This window comes from Paenibacillus sp. GP183 (assembly GCF_900104695.1).
Classification (GTDB): Bacteria; Bacillota; Bacilli; order Paenibacillales; family NBRC-103111; genus Paenibacillus_AI.
Map to the genome: position 1 here is coordinate 4,760,208 of NZ_FNSW01000001.1, position 16,492 is coordinate 4,776,699.

The following is a 16,492-nucleotide window of genomic DNA, read 5'->3' on the forward strand; positions in this document are numbered from 1 at the left end:
ATAAGGACACTCTCGAATTCCTTACAAAAAATGACAAGGATTTCGAAACAAAGGTGGACTCGGCATGGATAAAGTGTTGGTAATTGAGGACGATGCAATCATTGGTGATATGCTTCTGATGTATTTGAAGGAAGAGGGCTTCGATGTTACAAGGAAAGCGGCTGGAAAAGAAGGCTTGTATGCTTTGAACGCCTACAAACCGGACATTGTCCTGCTTGATCTCATGCTTCCGGATATAGACGGCCTGGAGCTATGCCGTTTGTTTCGACAAAACTCGAACGTGCCCATTCTGATTCTTTCCATGAAAGTCAAGATTACGGAACGTGTCAATGCACTGGCTGCCGGGGCAGATGACTATATGTCCAAGCCATTCAGCATGCACGAGCTGATCGCCAGAGTTCAGGCGCTTCTGCGCAGATCCCGCAATTTTGAGTCATCCTTGCCGGTGAATCCAACAGCCTTAACCGAGGAATTGCCTGCCGAAAGCAAGCCAGGCTCGATTGTGCATTTGGACTCGGATACACGCACAATGCGGGTACATAATGAGATGGTGGAAACTACATTTTCTGAATTTGAAATGATGCGCTGCTTTCTCGAGCACCCCAACAAGGTTTACAGCCGGGAAGAGTTAATTAACGCCATTCGCGGTTTTGATTCTTTCGTTACCGATCGGGCGATTGATGTCCACATCGCGAATTTGCGCAAGAAAATTGAAGAAAACCCCAAAGAACCAAAGCGCATTCGCACGGTCTGGGGCGTGGGCTATAAGTATGTTCCATGAAGCTTGAACAAGAATCCCGCTTGGGATTCTTTTTTTAGTAGAGAGCCGATTATCCTTGATGACTGTCAAAGCACATCTTGGCCCTGGTGATGAACTGCATCGCAGTCGGATTGGTTAATGCTTCTTCCGTATAAACCAGCGACGTCGTACGCTTGGTCTGTTCCAGCTCGGGAATGTTGCGCAAGATGAGCTCGTTGTTTTGAATCAAGTCTTTTCGCAAATAGGACTGGGGCAGCAATGTAGCCGTATGGCAGGTGGATACCAGTCGGATAATGGCCTCAAAGGAATCGATCTCCATCCGCACATCAGGGAAAATGGAAAATCGGTGGAACAGCTCGTCCATAAGAATTCGGTACCAGGTACCTTTGGAGAACAGAATCATCGGCAGTTCGTTTAAGTCGTTGATCGCTAGGGAAGGCTGGTCAATGTATGGATGTCCGAGCGGAAGCACCAGACAGAGATGATCATCAAAAAGCGACTCACAGAGCATGCCTGATACTTTGACTTCCGAAGCGACCAGTCCAATATCGACTCTTTTCTCTTTAACCAGGGTAACGACTTCTTGTGTTTTGCCGGTTAATGCCTTGATTTCGGTCATCGGGTATTCGCTCAAATAAATAGTGATTAAGTCAGGAAGTGTAGCCTGTAAAGTGGTGAGACTAGCGCCAATCGTGATGGAGCTTTGTTTGCCGGAGGATTTATAATCCTGAATCGCTTGTTGAAATTTACGTTCTGAATGGCGCTGCTCCAGAGCATGCTCATAACAAAGTTGTCCCACCCGTGTTAATTCCAGCCGTTTTCCTTTACGGGTAAAGAGCTCGACGCCAAGATCCTGTTCGAGGCGCATGATTTTGCGAGAGAGGGCGGGCTGCGAGAGATTTAATACTTGAGAGGCTTTATTCAAGCTGGCCTGCTCAACCACAACTGCGAAAATATCCATAAGCTCCACGTTGATCATTAACCTCTCTATATGCGTATTTGTTATAACAGATTATAAAAAATCGGCACTTCCATTATAAGCGATAAAGAGTTACGATGTATATGTCACTTATTGTACATATTTTCCGCAAAACTTGTATAATCGGTACTTGCGTTGGAACACTAGGCTTGATTCATTCCGATTGACGCTTGTTTATGGCGGGAGTACAATGATATGTGGTTCTGACTGATATTGTCGGATTTTATTAATAGGGGGGAATTGGTTTCAATGACCGGGAATTCGTACTACTTTCGAAAAATCCATTCTTTACTCGGCGTTATACCTGTCGGCTTTTTCTTAATTGAGCATTTGCTGACCAACTATTCAGCCGTGGATGGACATGCAGCTTTTGTGAAACAAATTGACTGGTTGAACAGCTTGCCTCTGGTGCTTTTTCTGGAGATCTTTGGAATTTGGCTACCACTTCTTTATCATGGCGTTTATGGGCTTTATGTAGCTTATCAATCACGTAACAATGTATCGAATTACGGCTATTTCCGTAACCAGATGTTCTTTCTGCAGCGTGTAACGGGTGTGCTGACGTTTATTTTCGTGGCGTGGCATTTTTTTGAAACTCGTTTTCAAGTATCGCTGGGCAATGTGAGTCACGGAGAGCTTGGCATAACCATGCATAATATTACAACGAACCCGGTCCTGTTCACGATTTATGTAATCGGGATTATTGCCGCGGTCTTCCATTTCAGCAATGGCATGTGGTCGTTCCTTGTGAGCTGGGGCATCACCGTTGGTCCCCGTGCGCAGCGAATTTCCACCTATGTTTGGCTTGGCGTTTTTGTAGTCATGTCAGTCATGTTTATTATGTCATTGACTGCATTCACGGATACTCAATTTGAGCGGCTGCCAGCCGCTTCATCACATATCGGACTTAACGGATAAGGGAGGGCTGACAGACATGGCGAATTCAAAAGTAATTGTCGTTGGCGGCGGCTTGGCCGGACTCATGGCAACAATCAAAGCAGCAGAAGCTGGGGTTCATGTTCAGTTGTTCTCCCTGGTTCCGGTTAAACGTTCCCACTCGGTATGCGCCCAAGGCGGCATTAACGGAGCGGTGAATACCAAAGGTGAAGGCGACTCCCCTTGGGAGCATTTTGACGATACGGTTTACGGCGGGGATTTCCTGGCCAATCAACCGCCGGTTAAAGCGCTCTGCGAAGCGGCCCCAGGGATCATCCATCTGATGGACCGGATGGGCGTGATGTTCAGCCGGACACCGGAGGGCTTGCTGGATTTCCGCCGTTTCGGCGGTACGCAGTACCATAGAACGGCGTTTGCCGGCGCGACCACTGGACAGCAGCTTCTGTATGCGCTGGATGAGCAAGTGCGCCGCTGGGAAACTGCGGGTCTCGTCACCAAGTACGAGCACTGGGAGTTCCTTGGCGCAGTCATCGACGACGATGGCGTCTGCCGCGGGATTGCCGCCCAAGATCTGCGCAGCATGCAAGTGCAATCCTTTCCGGCCGATGCCGTCATCCTGGCGACAGGCGGGCCGGGAATCGTGTTCGGCAAGACCACGAACTCCGTGATCAACACAGGGACAGCGGCTAGTGCTGTTTATCAGCAGGGCGTTTATTATGCCAATGGCGAAATGATTCAAATTCACCCGACAGCGATTCCGGGAGACGACAAGCTTCGCTTGATGTCGGAGTCAGCGCGCGGGGAAGGCGGACGGATCTGGACCTATAAGGATGGCAAGCCTTGGTACTTCCTCGAGGAAAAATATCCGGCCTACGGTAACCTGGTTCCGCGTGACATTGCCACTCGTGAGATTTTCTCAGTGTGTATTGACCAGAAGCTGGGCATCAACGGCGAGAACATGGTTTACCTTGATCTTTCTCACAAAGATCCGAAGGAGCTCGATGTGAAGCTGGGAGGCATTATCGAGATTTATGAGAAATTCATGGGCGATGATCCTCGTAAAATTCCAATGAAGATCTTCCCGGCTGTCCATTATTCCATGGGCGGTATGTGGGTCGATTACAATATGATGACCAATGTTCCCGGACTGTTTGCAGCCGGCGAATGCGAGTATCAGCACCATGGTGCGAACCGCCTGGGAGCGAATTCGCTCGTATCGGCTATTTTCGACGGAATGGTTGCAGGCCCTAAAGCGATTGAATACATCAAGGGGCTCGAGAAGCATGCGGAAGACATGTCCTCCACCCTTTTCGAGCGTGAACAGATGAGACATAACGACCGATATGAAGGCTTGCTGAAAATGAACGGAACCGAGAATGCTTATGTGATTCACAAGGAGCTCGGCGATATGATGAATGCCAACATGACGGTTGTACGTTATAACGACAGGCTTCAAGAAACGATCAACAAGATCAAAGATATGAAAGAAAGATATGGCAACATCAACATGACGGATACGGCCCGTTGGAATAATCAGGGCGTAGCTTTTACTCGTCAGCTGTGGAATATGCTGGAGCTTGCAGAGGCTATGACGGTAGGTGCTTTATTGCGTGATGAAAGCCGCGGAGCTCACTACAAGCCGGATTTCCCTGAGCGTGACGATGAGAACTTCCTGAAGACAACCAAAGCCAAATGGACGCCGGAAGGACCGCAAATCGAATACGAAGAAGTCGACGTATCATTGATTAAGCCTCGTAAACGCGATTATTCCGCCAATAAATCGAAGGGAGGACATTAATCATGGCTGAAACAACAACGGCTGCCCCCGCAGCTGCAAAAACAGTGAAATTTATCGTCACCCGCCAAGAAAATCCTGATTCTGCATCCTATACGGAGGAATTTGAAATTCCTTACCGCCCCAATATGAACGTGATTAGCGCACTGATGGAGGTTCAACGGAATCCGAAGAACGCCCATGGCCAGAGCACTACCCCGGTATGCTGGGAATCTAACTGTTTGGAGGAAGTATGCGGCGCTTGCTCCATGGTGATCAACGGCAAACCGCGCCAAGCTTGCTCCGCGTTGGTGGATAAGCTGGAACAGCCGATTCGTGTAGCTCCAATGAGCACATTCCCGATTGTGCGCGACCTGGTGATTGACCGCGGCCGGATGTTCAATGCGCTCAAGAAAGTGAAAGCCTGGATTCCCATCGACGGCACATACGATCTGGGTCCAGGACCGCGGCTCGCTGAGTCGAAGCGCCAATGGGCTTATGAGCTTTCCAAATGCATGACCTGCGGCGTTTGCCTGGAGGCTTGCCCGAATGTGAATGATCGTAACAGCTTTATCGGACCTGCAGCGATTTCGCAAGTTCGTTTGTTCAATACTCACCCGACAGGTGAGATGAACAAGGAAGACCGTCTGGAAGCGCTTATGGAAGATGGAGGCATCGAAGGCTGCGGAAACTCGCAGAACTGCGTGCGTTCCTGTCCGAAGGGGATTCCGCTCACGACTTCGATTGCGGCGATGAATGCCGATACAACCAAGCATTTGTTTAAAAGATGGTTGGGCGTGTAAATGAATTTAAGCAGGAGCTGTCCCAGAAAATGGCTGAGGGATAGCTCCTTTTTTTGTGTATAGAAAGTAGGTGTGTTTTGGTGGCATTCTTGAGGAGCATCGCGTAGCTTCGATATATTAGTAAGAAGTAAGATACGTCTTAATCTCTCGAGCGTTAATCTTTATAATTTATTAAGACGTAAAACACGGCTTAATTCATGGTTTTCTCGAATTTACTCTAGAATTTCTATCGGTAAGACGTAAAATACATCTTATCTCGAATAAAATCCTTTAAGTCCCTCTAGTAAGACGTAGAATACGCCTTATAATAATCAAGCGGCCTTTATTCTTCCTTTAATCATCTATTAACAGCTGTGCCTTGCTTTTCACAATGAAGTCAATTTTTCTTTGACGTGGAATTGGATGCCGGTGCATCTGCTGTCTTTTTGCGTTTTATGAGACTTATCAGGTTAGATAGGTGTGATGGGGATGGAGCTATTTGAGACGGAATGAAAGTGTTATTTTCATGTAATTGGATATGAAAGTGAACAGAAAACATGACACACCTCCAATTTCATTGTTATGTGTTATGTATTATTACATACATTTCCTTGATACACAAGAGATTGCTCAAGGAACCATTCTAAATTTCTTCGATAATAAAAATTTGTGTTAATTATATTGACATGAAAGCTTGATCTCAGTATGATAGAGACAAATTCACACAACAACTACAATGTTTTCTAGGGTTCCGCAGAGTGAATATGCTTTGGCTGGTCCAAGAGAGAACACACGGTTCCAGAAGCCGTGCACACGGAGGGACAAAAGCCCGGGAGGATATCAACATTGATATCTTTTCTGGGCTTTTCCTTTTCCAAAATCGGAGAGAGGGATGAATCAAATGAAAAAACGGGTAACTTTGCTCATGCTTGCACTTCTTGTAGCTTTTACAGTTGTCAGCGGTTGTTCCACATCGAAAAATACCACTGGATCCAACAAAGGAGCTTCCGCAACAGGTGAACCTATTAAACTGGCGTTAAGTCCATGGCCGGGCTGGTTCGTCTGGTATCTGGTGAAGGAGAAGGGTTTTTTTGAGAAAAATGGCGTTAAGGTAGATCTGGTATGGTTCCCCGTTTATAGTGATTCTTTATCGGCCTTGTCAACAGGCAAGGTAGATGCCAACAGCCAGACCCTCAGCGATACGCTGGCTCCGGCAAGTAAAGGAATCGGAGTTAAAGCTGTTCTGGTGAACGACAACTCCAATGGTGGAGATGGGCTCGTAGTGAAGCCGGAGATTGCCTCGATGAAGGATTTGAAAGGGAAAAAGATAGCTACAGAGCTCGGTACCGTAGATCACCTTTTGATGCTTACAGCTCTGGATAAATCAGGTTTAAAAGAAACAGATGTGAAGTACACCAATATGACGGTGAACGATGCGGGGCCGGCTTTTATCTCAGGAAATGTCGATGCAGCCGTTCTGTGGGAGCCGTTTCTGACAAAAGCTTTGCAGGAAGGCAAAGGAAAGCTGCTTTTTTCCTCTAAAGATACACCGGGTTTAATTCCCGACCTGCTTGTGTTCCGTGAAGATGTGACCAAGAATCGTCCGGACGATGTCAAGAAGATCATCAATGCCTGGTTCGACGCTTTGGACTATTGGAAGGCGAATCCTGATGAATCGCTCAAAATTATGGCAAAAGCAGCCGAAACACCGCTGGATGAATATAAAGCCGGGGTGGACAGCGTGAAGATTTTTCAACTGGAGGATAACATAAAGGCTTTTACAAAAGGCGTTAATTACTTCTCCTTGAATTTCACTGCACAAAAAACAGCTGAGTTCCTCAAGGGGCTGGATATGCTGACTTCCATTCCGAAGCCGGAATCCATCCTCGATGGTCATTTTGTCGAAGAGGTCATGAAAGAACGCAAGAAATAAAGCATGGAATGAGGTGCAGCAGATGGGCAAGTCACGCAAATCAAGATTGACCGCCATTCGGGCTGATATTGGGAGAAGGTGGTACTTGTCGGGAGTCCTCCTAATTCTGGTTCTTGCATTGGTGCTTTGGAGCATAATGAGCTACGGAAACTTTGTCAATCGCACCTTTCTGCCAACCCCGGATCAGGTGCTCAGGCAGTTCGCCATTCAGATCCAGACACCACTTTTTTGGCATCATGTAGGGATAAGTATATACCGGGTTGGCATGGGATTTCTGCTGGCATGTTTGCTTGGTGTACCGCTCGGAATTCTGGCTGGAACCTTTCGTTTTGCTGAAGCAGTGCTGGTACCTCCAACCGAATTTATCCGATATATGCCGGCAACTGCCTTCATTCCTTTGATTATGGTTTGGGCGGGTATCGGGGAATCGGCGAAGATTATCGTTATTTTCATCGGCTGCTTCTTCCAGCTTCTCTTAATGGTAGCGGACAATACCCGCGCAGTTTCCAATGACCTGCTGCAAACCTCCTATACGCTTGGAGCAGGTCGCTGGCAGGCGATTGAAAGGGTGCTTATCCCGGCTCTTCTGCCGGATTTGATGAATACCCTAAGGCTGATTATCGGCTGGGCGTGGACCTATCTGGTCGTGGCTGAGTTGGTTGCGGCCAGCAGCGGACTTGGCTTCTCGATTATGAAGGCGCAGCGCTTCTTGAATACGGATCTGATCTTTGTGGGCATTATCACCATTGGGTTATTGGGATTGCTGACAGATCGAATCTTCGCTTACTGCCATCGGCGATTTTTTCCTTGGCTGGAAGGGAGTCGTCAGTGATGCAGAGCAAAATTATGGCAACCGATCTGACTAAGTGGTACAAAAGCAAAAAAAGCGAGCTTTTAGCTCTGGATCAGGTTTCTTTTCATGTGGAGCAAAATGAGTTTGTCAGCTTCGTCGGCCCATCCGGCTGCGGCAAATCCTCCTTATTGCGCATATTGGCTGGTCTTGAGGATATGACATCGGGCACACTTCTGGTTTCCGGCAAGGAAGTTGATGGACCGGGTGCAGATCGGGGGATGGTGTTCCAATCCTACACGTTATTTCCCTGGCTGACGGTGCGGGAGAACATCGAATTTGGCCTTACTCTGAAAGGAGTTCCACTATTTGAAAAGCGCCGGATCTCCGATCATTTCATGGAGCTGGTCGGCCTTCACCGCTTTGCCAGATCGCTCCCCAAGGAGCTGTCCGGCGGAATGAAACAGCGGGTGGCCATCGCCAGAGCTCTGGCTAATAATCCTGAAGTGCTGCTGATGGATGAGCCATTTGGGGCGTTGGACCCGCAAACGAAAAACTCGATGCAGGAGCTGCTGCTGCGGATTTGGGAGCATGAGAAGACGACCGTTGTTTTTATCACGCATGATATTGAGGAAGCGATTTTCTTATCGCAGCGTGTGTATGTGATGCAGGCGCATCCAGGCAGAATTCACAAGGAGGTCATCGTGCCGGAACGGCTGCGCGAAACACCGGATGTCAAGGACTCAGAAGCTTTTATCCAACTCAAAAAACAAATCATTTCCCTCATAGGCGAGGCACATCCGGAGGAGAGTTAACACAAACAATAACCATGCGAAGAGCGTGCACTTGGAAATAATACCCTGTATGACTTGATTGACGTTAGAGTTTATTCATTATAAACTTATGTTTAAACGTTTCAATGGATAGTATGAGGGAGTTTATAGATGAGTAAGAACCGACAACCGACCATTGTGGATGTAGCCAAAGAAGCGGGAGTTTCGATTGCCACGGTGTCCAATGTGTTGAATCGCCGCAATGTCCCGCTGACGGAAGAAACGATCCGCAAAGTAGAGCAGGCTGTCAAGCGATTAGGTTACCGCCGCAATGTAATGGCTGCCAATCTAAGCAGCCGCAAGTCCAATGAGCTTGGACTTATCATACCCAACTTTGTTGGCTATTACGGGCGCTTTGCTGAGGAGCTGGAGCAAAAGTTTCACCGTAACGGCTACCATCTTTCCGTATTCTCCTCGAACGGCATGAATCCCGATTTGGAGCGGCGGCATATTGAACTGCTTCTGCAGCGCCGAGCAGATGGACTCGTTTGCCATGGACTCGCCATGAGTGTGGAATCGACGCGGCAGATCGTGGGGGAGGGAACACCGCTTGTGATTTTTAACGGTTGGGGATGGCCGAGTGATATTGCCTCTTTGGCCGTCAATCTTGATTTTGCTGAGGCTTCTAAGGAAGCCGTACGCCACTTGGTGGAGCAGGGCTGCCTCTGTGTTTATTATGCAGCCAATACCCATTCCCTGGGCGCTAATGCGCAGCGGGAGCAGGGCTTTAGGGTTGGAATGCTGCAGTACGCTGCAGACGCGGTCAGCGCTGTCCTGGATGCAGGAGAGCTCGGCGTTGAAGGCTTAATCGATGAAGTGCTGCGGCTCAGCGGAGATCACAGACCGATAGGAATCTATGCCTTCAACGATGTTCTTGCCCTGCAGATTTTATCCGCTTGCCAGGCACGCGGATTCCGCATACCGGAGGAGATCAAGCTGGTCGGCATGGACAATGAGCTGTACTCGCAGGCCAGCTACCCGGCGATCACCAGCTTCCATATGCCGGTTGAGGAGCAGACCCGCTTGATCACGTCCTGGTTGCTGCAGCAGCTGGGTGAAGAGCTGGAGGCGGCGGCATTGGAGCTCTTGTCCGGCATCCGCCTGACAGCCGATGGGCGCCGCCAGATTGATCTGCCGCTAACGCTTGTGCCGCGGCGCTCATCGGAAGCGGGAACCTAGGCGGCTTACATTAAAAACAGCCTTCCGCTATTGATAGCGGAAGGCTGTTTTCGCGTCGTAACTGACGTGGCTGATTGCTATTTTAAACCAACTCATTTACGTACTCGTGCTTTTGCTTTTCTTCCTCTTCTTTGTGCTTCAAAAACTCCTTGCCGTAATCGCCGTGAGGATGGATATTCGCTTCCTCCATTTGAATCGTGGAATGCTCGATGCCGTACTTGGTTTTCAGCGTTTCATTGATCGCCAGGATGATGCAGAACGGCTGAATTTTATCATCGATAAAGACGTGCGCGGTCAGTGAATAATGGTCCGTCGAAATCGCCCATAAGTGCATCTCGTGGACATCCTCTACACCTTCAACCAACCCGATATCCTTGCGGATCTCATCCAGATCAAACTTCTCTGGAACCGACTCCATGAGAATCAGGTAGGATTCGCGGATGATTTTGGCCCCGCCGGTAAAGATGATGCCCCCAATCACGATACTGATCAATGGATCGAAAAAATACCAGCCTGAAAAATAAATCAGGATCGAAGACACAATGACGCCGACCGAGCTCAGCAGATCCCCAAGAAAATGCCAAAGCGCGCTTTGCATGTTCAAGTTGGATTCCTCCTTCATGCTTCTTTGAAGCACAATGGTTGTGACCAGGTTGACTACCAAACCGATGGAGCTGATGATGAGCATCAATTGGAAATCAATTTGCTCCGGATGGATCATACGTCGGACCCCTTCAATGAAAATGCCCAGGGAGATAATCGCCAAAGCCAATCCATTCAAAAAGGAAGCCACAATCTCAAAGCGCAAATAGCCAAAGGTAAACCGCGCATTGGGATGCCGGGTAGCCAGATACAACGCAACCATACTAAGCCCCAGCGCCAAAACATCCGAAATCATGTGCGCAGAGTCCGAAAGGAGCGCCAGTGAGTTGGAAAGCAAGCCGCCGACAATTTCAACAATGGTAAAAAATAAAGTGAGAAACAAGACGATCCACAGCGTTTTTTTGGTTTTGGTTTGTTCTTTTACATGGTCTAAGTGATGAAAATCGTATTCGGATGCATTGTCGTGTACATATTCGCTCATGTTAGCATACCTCTTATTTAGAATTGTTATAATGTACACATTATACGCTACGACCCTTGTTCGTGCAATTACAATATCTATAATGTATGTATGCCTAGGTTTTCCGATCTGAAAGTGTAGCGCTTTCAAAATTGTTACATAAATGAAATATTCCTGTTATGGTTTCATAATGTTTATTAGGTACTATAATAACCAAGACCCCCTTTTTAATATAAACACTTTGGATCTGGCCCCGTTGGCTAGGTCCACTTTTTTTGTAAATAGGAAAGGGCAGACCGAAAATTAATTCGTCTGCCCTATATCGTCTAATTATTTCTCATAGGCTTGTTTTAATGCCTTTATATCAATTTTATTCATCTGAAGCATGGCTTCCATGACATTTCTGGCTTTTCGGGCATCCTCGTCTTGCATCAGCTCGCCTAACGCTGTTGGAATGATCTGCCATGACAATCCAAATTTGTCTTCAAGCCAGCCGCATCTTCCTTCTTTTCCGCCTTCGGATAGTTTCTCCCATAGCTCGTCAACTTCTTCTTGCGTCTCACAATTCACGAAGAATGAGATGGCTGGTGTAAAATTGAACTGTGGACCGCCGTTTAAGGCTATGAAAGTTTGTCCCTCCAGCTCAAATGTCGCGGACATTAATGTGCCTTTCGGTGCAGGACTGCCTTCTCCATAACGGGTAATATTCACCGTTTTTGAATTTTTAAAAATAGAGCTGTAAAAATGAATGGCTTCTTCAGCATTATCATTGAACCATAAGTATGGGCTGATTTTTTGCATGGAAAATAGACATCTCCTTTGTTATCGAAATTGTATTATTTGTTCATTGAAGCTGCGAGCCAATACTTGCTGCAAGCTTATCAAGCGACTGGTTCATGCCGATTACGGCATATTCGGACATTTGACCCAATGTCCAGTCGTATTCAGTGATCGTTAGCTCCGTCTGGTCGCCTTGGGCCTTAAATTCGATGACGAATTTTACTTCTTTCGGGAAGTCTGGGGGCATGCCTACATCAACGGGATCCATGATGTTACCGTCTTTGTCGGCCAGGCTCTGTGTGAATTCAAGGCGTTCCATGGGCACAATCTTGTTGTAGACACCTGTGGAGTAGTAATCTTGACCGCCTTGTTCTTTCGGCGCACGCATACAAAAAAGATAGCTCCCTCCCTCACGAAAGTCTATTTCGCATCTTGGGGAAATGTAGTTTGCTGGCCCCCACCAGAGCAAAACCAGCTTGGGATCTGTCCAAGCCTTCCATACAAGCTCTACAGGGATGTCGAAGACACGGTTAATGACAAGATCTTGCTTGTTCGTATTAGGATTCAATTGAATTCCTCCTGATCATTGTGTGGTTTTAAGGTCTTTTTCATTTCTGCTTTCAAGACAGCATCCAAAGCATCCAAGCGACGGTTCCACCGATGTCTCATGCTTTTGGACCATTCCTCCAGTTCAACCATTGCATCGGTATTAATCCGATAGATGCGTTGCTGCGCCCTCTTTTCCACATGGATCAAATTCGCCTCACGAAGAATTTTCAGATGTTGGGAGATGGCCTGTGGACTGACTTTAAAGTTATTGTGGATCTCAGATGCGGGAAGCTCGTTATTGTCAGCAAGCATCTCCATAATACTGCGTCGTGTTGGGTCAGCGAGTGCGGAAAATATATCATTAGGCATACAACTTTTTTTTCTCCTCCTTTTGTTATTAGATGATCAGTTTGATGTTCTTTATTGATTCGTTGGTATAAAAAATATTCTGTGACTTTATAATAAACCAATTTATTGATAAAGTAAATACTTAAATAAAATATTTTTTGAACATAAAAATAAAACCAAAAAAGCCTTGTCCCCCACAAGGCTTTTCCCTCGCATGACAGCGAAGATATCATGCAACTGAATTATACGAGTTTGGTAGAGTTTATGGCAGCAGCTTACTTGTCGGGTGTTCTATCTAGATATAGCTGAGTGACTGAGGTGGAATCGCCTTTATTGATTTCCTCCTCTGTAGCTTTCTCCTCCAGCTCCTGATGATTGCTCATACCTGGGGCTATAGTGGGCTTATCGTCCTTTAACTTTTTATCCAATTGGTTCACCGCCTTTACGCTAGTTTGTTTAGGTGGGCGGAGAACTATGCAAATGTGAGCTTTAATAACATCAGAGTAGATGATTTTATCCCTCCTTTATCGAAATGTGAACCTGCCCATATATTAGGATCAGTTCTATAATAGAAATGCAACCATATGTTGCGATTATGATTTCTGGGAGGGTCAATTAAGTATGAAAAAGAGATTGCCTTTAATTTTCACATCCGTTCTCAGTTTGTCCGTCCTGCTTGCGGGCTGCGGCACCACAGCCAAAACTGGTAGTACTGCAACACCAACTACCCAGGCAACAGCTGCTGCTACAACTGCGGCAACACCAGCTCCAAAAAAAGATGCAGAGCCTTTCACGGTTTCGCTTCGGCACATCCAGATCGGTGATGCGCAAAAATTCCGCAAAGCTATTTTGGATGACGTCGTCAAAAAGACGGAAGGCGAAATTCCAGGCCTGAAGTTCGAGCTTGACGGAGTGGAAGACCAGGTAAACCGCTTCACAAAGCTGCCGGCTGAAATGGCAGCAAACAACCCTCCGAAAATTTTTGACTTGTTCGGGGGAACCGGCGATGCACTTAAATTTGCGAAAGCAGGCCGCCTTTTGGATTTGACTCCGATCATCACGGAGCTTGGCATTAAAGATAAATTCGTCAACCTAAGCCAATTTTCATTGGACGGTAAAGTATATGGCTTGCCGATTGGTGGCAGCTCGGAAGGATTTTACTACAATGTCCCTATGTTCGAGAAGTACGGAATTAAACCTCCAACTACTTGGGATGAGTTGACTGCCGCTGCTGAAACTCTAAAGAAGAACGGCATAACTCCTATTGCAATGGGCTCCAAAGGCGCATGGGTGCCAAATATGCTTGTAAATACTCTGATGGGACGTTATGCGGGACCTGATATCGTGAACCAGATTCCAGCAGGCACCAAAAAATGGTCCGATCCGGAAGTCGTTGCGGCTCTTACAACCTTCCAGGATTGGGAGAAGAAAGGCTACTTCACCAAAGGTGAACTCGGTCTGGAATATCCCGATATGCTGAATCAGTTCGTAACCGGCAAAGCAGGTATGATGTTTGACGGCAGCTGGCGTTCCTCTGTATTCAAGGATCCTGCTCAAGCGAAAGACCTCACTAATAAAGTTTCCTATATCGCCCTGCCAGGTGTAGCAAACGGAAAAGGCGACCAAACTGCAATCAACGGTAACTATTCGAACGGATATGGCTTCTCGTCCAGCTTGAAAGACAACGAATTGAAAGCAGTCAAAGCCTTTATCAAAAACTTGTACAATGAAGATATGCAGGTGAGAGGACTTCTCGAGGATAATCTGCTTCCGTCGATGAAGCTTTCCGATGCGGCTGTGGGCAAGGTAACAGATCCAATAGTTAAACAAGTATTGGAATCCTACAAAAAAGCAGGCAGCGTCTTCTCGCATTTCGACTCCACAGTGCCGTCGGATGTTTACAAAGAGACTGAAAGCCAGCTACAGAAGCTGATTGCAGGAAAAGCGACTCCGCAGGAAATGGCTGATGCCATTCAAAAGGTACAAGACGCAGCGATCGCAAAAAAGTAATGCAATGAGATTAGAGCTTCACCGGAAAATGCCGCCCGGAAGAGGGCGGCGTTTTTCTTTGACCTAAGAATGAATCTAAAGGCTTTGTGAGGAGAGCAGCCATGAGCCATACTTTGAAAAACCCCTACGTCTATCTGATGTTCATCCTTCCGACAATTCTTCTCTATTTCATGTTTTTTATTTATCCCATGCTGAGTTCCGTATATTACGGATTTACGAACTGGGACGGTCTGAATGTCGCCAAATTCAATGGATTTGACAATTTCAGCAAAGCTTTTAAAGATCAAGATTTTTGGAATGCGGTTAGAAACAATCTGTATTTCATCTTCTTTTCCGTGTTTATCCAGATTCCTTTGATCATCTTGTTCGCACTTCTGATCAGCAGCGTCAAAAGGTTTCAGGGATTTTATAAAACGACGGTATTTATGCCTTCCATTTTATCCACAGCTGTTGTCGGAATCCTGTGGGGCTTTATTTATGAGCCGGAGGTCGGCATTGTCAACCAAATACTTGGGAAGCTTGGAATCGATAAAATTTATTGGCTGGCTGATGAGAAATGGGCGATGATGTCCGTTCTTTTTACGAATGCCTGGCAATGGATGGGCTTTTATATTGTTTTAGTGCTTGCGGCGATTTTGTCGATCCCCAAAGAAATTGGTGAGGCAGCCGCAATCGACGGCGCTACCGGGTTTCAGCGAGCGTTTTACCTTACTCTGCCGCTGATCAAACCGATTATATCTGTCATCATTATGCTTTCCATTGCCGGGGCCTTAAGGGTGATTGATATCGTGCTGGTCATGACAAACGGCGGTCCCGCGGGAGCAACGGAAGTCATGGCTTCTTATATGGTTTCTAAAGCCGTCAGTACCGGGGATTACGGATACGGAACTGCTCTATCTCTATTGATTTTCGCATTCGCCCTAGTCCTGACCGCACTGTATCAGATTGTGTTTGGAAGAAATAGCGAAAGGATTGAATTTTGATGCCGATCGCATGGAAAAAAACATTGCCTCATCTGGTTTTGCTTGCATATGTGGTCATTATATTAGTTCCTTTTCTGTTTGTAATTTTATCGTCGTTTAAACAGGACAATATTGAGATTGCAAGCTACCCTTTCAGATTGCCGAGCACATGGTATTTTCATAACTATGTTGAAGCTTGGGTAAAAGCCAAAATAAACGTTTATTTCTTTAATAGTCTCTATCTTTCCTTAACTGCAGCTTTCACGGGTGTTTTTCTCTCGGCCGGAACGGCTTTTGCCATCACCCGGATGAAATTTATTAAAACGAGCCGGTGGATTTACCAGTTTGTATTGATTGGAATGCTCATTCCGGGAAATGTGCTGTTTATTGCCCAGTACATCCTGGTGAAAAACCTGGGTATTTTGAACACTCACTGGTCTTTGTTTTTGCCATATACGGCCGGTGCCCTGCCGATCAGTGTGCTTCTCGTTTCAGCGTTTATGCGAGCTATTCCAACTGAACTTGAGGAAGCGGGAATTATTGATGGATTGAGTTCTCCGGGACTCTTTGTTAGAATCATATTACCAATAACTTTGCCCGCTCTCATTACGGTATTTATCGTGAATTTCCTGGGCAACTGGAACGAATACCTGCTTTCGAACTTTTTCTTGAGCAAGGATGCACTGAAAACACTGCCGACCGGTATGGTCGGGTTCCGCAATACATTTAAAACCAACTACGCACTTATCAGCACGGGAATCGTATACAGCGTTGTGCCGGTCCTCATTCTTTACGCATTTTTGCAGGAGAAGATTATCGACGGTTTGACGGCGGGGAGTGTGAAAGGATAGCC

The 16,492-nt window shown here is 46.7% G+C and carries 17 protein-coding genes and 1 riboswitch; of the genes, 11 read left to right on the plus strand and 6 right to left on the minus strand.

Going from position 1 to position 16,492, the window contains the following annotated elements:
* Positions 1–64 precede the first annotated feature (64 nt).
* Entirely contained in the window at positions 65–781 is a 717-nt protein-coding gene (locus BLV33_RS23625) for a response regulator transcription factor (protein ID WP_090797654.1), read from the plus strand.
* A 49-nt stretch (positions 782–830) separates the two neighbouring features.
* Here BLV33_RS23625 and BLV33_RS23630 read toward each other — a convergent pair whose 3' ends face one another.
* Positions 831–1,730, minus strand: coding sequence for a LysR family transcriptional regulator (locus tag BLV33_RS23630; protein WP_090799173.1), 900 nt, complete (start codon positions 1,728–1,730; stop codon positions 831–833).
* Between the two features lie 258 nt (positions 1,731–1,988).
* Between BLV33_RS23630 and BLV33_RS23635 the strand changes: the two genes are divergently transcribed.
* The 7 genes from BLV33_RS23635 to BLV33_RS23665 all read left to right on the plus strand — a co-directional run bounded on the left by BLV33_RS23635 (position 1,989) and on the right by BLV33_RS23665 (position 9,927).
* Complete coding sequence (locus tag BLV33_RS23635) at positions 1,989–2,657, plus strand: succinate dehydrogenase cytochrome b558 subunit (RefSeq protein WP_090797655.1); 669 nt, start codon at positions 1,989–1,991, stop codon at positions 2,655–2,657.
* 16 nt (positions 2,658–2,673) lie between these two features.
* Positions 2,674–4,434 carry a succinate dehydrogenase flavoprotein subunit gene (gene sdhA, locus BLV33_RS23640; protein ID WP_090797657.1) on the plus strand — a complete coding sequence of 587 codons (1,761 nt, stop codon included), beginning with the start codon at positions 2,674–2,676 and terminating at the stop codon, positions 4,432–4,434.
* A 2-nt stretch (positions 4,435–4,436) separates the two neighbouring features.
* Positions 4,437–5,213 (plus strand): succinate dehydrogenase iron-sulfur subunit, encoded by a 777-nt coding sequence (sdhB, locus tag BLV33_RS23645; RefSeq protein WP_090797659.1) that lies wholly within the window; start codon positions 4,437–4,439, stop codon positions 5,211–5,213.
* 711 nt (positions 5,214–5,924) lie between these two features.
* Positions 5,925–6,030: riboswitch (guanidine-I (ykkC/yxkD leader) on the plus strand.
* Between the two features lie 63 nt (positions 6,031–6,093).
* Positions 6,094–7,125 (plus strand): ABC transporter substrate-binding protein, encoded by a 1,032-nt coding sequence (locus BLV33_RS23650; RefSeq protein ID WP_090799174.1) that lies wholly within the window; start codon positions 6,094–6,096, stop codon positions 7,123–7,125.
* Between the two features lie 22 nt (positions 7,126–7,147).
* Positions 7,148–7,957 (plus strand): ABC transporter permease, encoded by an 810-nt coding sequence (locus BLV33_RS23655; protein ID WP_090797661.1) that lies wholly within the window; start codon positions 7,148–7,150, stop codon positions 7,955–7,957.
* Complete coding sequence (locus BLV33_RS23660) at positions 7,957–8,730, plus strand: ABC transporter ATP-binding protein (RefSeq protein ID WP_090797663.1); 774 nt, start codon at positions 7,957–7,959, stop codon at positions 8,728–8,730. The genes BLV33_RS23655 and BLV33_RS23660 overlap by 1 nt, the downstream gene beginning before the upstream one ends.
* Before the next feature lie 129 nt (positions 8,731–8,859).
* The gene (locus BLV33_RS23665; RefSeq protein WP_090797664.1) at positions 8,860–9,927 is read left to right on the plus strand and encodes a LacI family DNA-binding transcriptional regulator; all 1,068 of its coding nucleotides are present in this window, start codon (positions 8,860–8,862) and stop codon (positions 9,925–9,927) included.
* Positions 9,928–10,009: 82 nt separating this feature from the next.
* On the opposite strand, the gene BLV33_RS23670 is transcribed toward BLV33_RS23665, so the two are convergent.
* The 5 genes from BLV33_RS23670 to BLV33_RS29510 all read right to left on the minus strand — a co-directional run bounded on the left by BLV33_RS23670 (position 10,010) and on the right by BLV33_RS29510 (position 13,095).
* Positions 10,010–11,011: a cation diffusion facilitator family transporter gene (locus tag BLV33_RS23670; protein ID WP_090797666.1), complete on the minus strand. Its 1,002-nt coding sequence runs from the start codon at positions 11,009–11,011 to the stop codon at positions 10,010–10,012.
* A 309-nt stretch (positions 11,012–11,320) separates the two neighbouring features.
* Positions 11,321–11,791, minus strand: coding sequence for a VOC family protein (locus tag BLV33_RS23675; protein WP_090797668.1), 471 nt, complete (start codon positions 11,789–11,791; stop codon positions 11,321–11,323).
* A gap of 43 nt (positions 11,792–11,834) precedes the next feature.
* On the minus strand, positions 11,835–12,338 hold the full coding sequence (locus BLV33_RS23680) for an SRPBCC family protein (RefSeq protein ID WP_171909272.1): 504 nt from the start codon (positions 12,336–12,338) through the stop codon (positions 11,835–11,837).
* Positions 12,335–12,688, minus strand: a complete 354-nt coding sequence (locus tag BLV33_RS23685; RefSeq protein ID WP_090797671.1) for an ArsR/SmtB family transcription factor — start codon at positions 12,686–12,688, stop codon at positions 12,335–12,337. Before BLV33_RS23685 ends, BLV33_RS23680 begins: the two co-directional genes overlap by 4 nt.
* 254 nt (positions 12,689–12,942) lie before the next feature.
* The gene (locus tag BLV33_RS29510; protein ID WP_171908952.1) at positions 12,943–13,095 is read right to left on the minus strand and encodes a hypothetical protein; all 153 of its coding nucleotides are present in this window, start codon (positions 13,093–13,095) and stop codon (positions 12,943–12,945) included.
* Between the two features lie 193 nt (positions 13,096–13,288).
* Here BLV33_RS29510 and BLV33_RS23690 point away from each other — a divergent pair, with 193 nt between their 5' ends.
* The 3 genes from BLV33_RS23690 (at position 13,289) to BLV33_RS23700 (ending at position 16,490) form a co-directional block, all read left to right on the plus strand.
* A complete protein-coding gene (locus BLV33_RS23690) occupies positions 13,289–14,677 on the plus strand; it encodes an extracellular solute-binding protein (protein ID WP_090797673.1) in 1,389 nt (462 codons plus the stop codon).
* A 101-nt stretch (positions 14,678–14,778) separates the two neighbouring features.
* Positions 14,779–15,660 carry a carbohydrate ABC transporter permease gene (locus tag BLV33_RS23695; protein ID WP_090797675.1) on the plus strand — a complete coding sequence of 294 codons (882 nt, stop codon included), beginning with the start codon at positions 14,779–14,781 and terminating at the stop codon, positions 15,658–15,660.
* Positions 15,660–16,490, plus strand: coding sequence for a carbohydrate ABC transporter permease (locus BLV33_RS23700; RefSeq protein WP_090797677.1), 831 nt, complete (start codon positions 15,660–15,662; stop codon positions 16,488–16,490). Before BLV33_RS23695 ends, BLV33_RS23700 begins: the two co-directional genes overlap by 1 nt.
* Positions 16,491–16,492: the final 2 nt, after the last annotated feature.

What these genes read in the sequence shown, in the direction of transcription:
- BLV33_RS23625 (WP_090797654.1), top strand. Translation starts at nt 65, where the DNA reads ATGGATAAAGTGTTGGTAATTGAGGACGATGCAATCATTGGTGATATG.
- BLV33_RS23635 (WP_090797655.1), top strand. Translation starts at nt 1,989, where the DNA reads ATGACCGGGAATTCGTACTACTTTCGAAAAATCCATTCTTTACTCGGC.
- sdhA (WP_090797657.1), top strand. Translation starts at nt 2,674, where the DNA reads ATGGCGAATTCAAAAGTAATTGTCGTTGGCGGCGGCTTGGCCGGACTC.
- sdhB (WP_090797659.1), top strand. Translation starts at nt 4,437, where the DNA reads ATGGCTGAAACAACAACGGCTGCCCCCGCAGCTGCAAAAACAGTGAAA.
- BLV33_RS23650 (WP_090799174.1), top strand. Translation starts at nt 6,094, where the DNA reads ATGAAAAAACGGGTAACTTTGCTCATGCTTGCACTTCTTGTAGCTTTT.
- BLV33_RS23655 (WP_090797661.1), top strand. Translation starts at nt 7,148, where the DNA reads ATGGGCAAGTCACGCAAATCAAGATTGACCGCCATTCGGGCTGATATT.
- BLV33_RS23660 (WP_090797663.1), top strand. Translation starts at nt 7,957, where the DNA reads ATGCAGAGCAAAATTATGGCAACCGATCTGACTAAGTGGTACAAAAGC.
- BLV33_RS23665 (WP_090797664.1), top strand. Translation starts at nt 8,860, where the DNA reads ATGAGTAAGAACCGACAACCGACCATTGTGGATGTAGCCAAAGAAGCG.
- BLV33_RS23670 (WP_090797666.1), bottom strand. Translation starts at nt 11,011, where the DNA reads ATGAGCGAATATGTACACGACAATGCATCCGAATACGATTTTCATCAC.
- BLV33_RS23675 (WP_090797668.1), bottom strand. Translation starts at nt 11,791, where the DNA reads ATGCAAAAAATCAGCCCATACTTATGGTTCAATGATAATGCTGAAGAA.
- BLV33_RS23685 (WP_090797671.1), bottom strand. Translation starts at nt 12,688, where the DNA reads ATGCCTAATGATATATTTTCCGCACTCGCTGACCCAACACGACGCAGT.
- BLV33_RS23690 (WP_090797673.1), top strand. Translation starts at nt 13,289, where the DNA reads ATGAAAAAGAGATTGCCTTTAATTTTCACATCCGTTCTCAGTTTGTCC.
- BLV33_RS23695 (WP_090797675.1), top strand. Translation starts at nt 14,779, where the DNA reads ATGAGCCATACTTTGAAAAACCCCTACGTCTATCTGATGTTCATCCTT.
- BLV33_RS23700 (WP_090797677.1), top strand. Translation starts at nt 15,660, where the DNA reads ATGCCGATCGCATGGAAAAAAACATTGCCTCATCTGGTTTTGCTTGCA.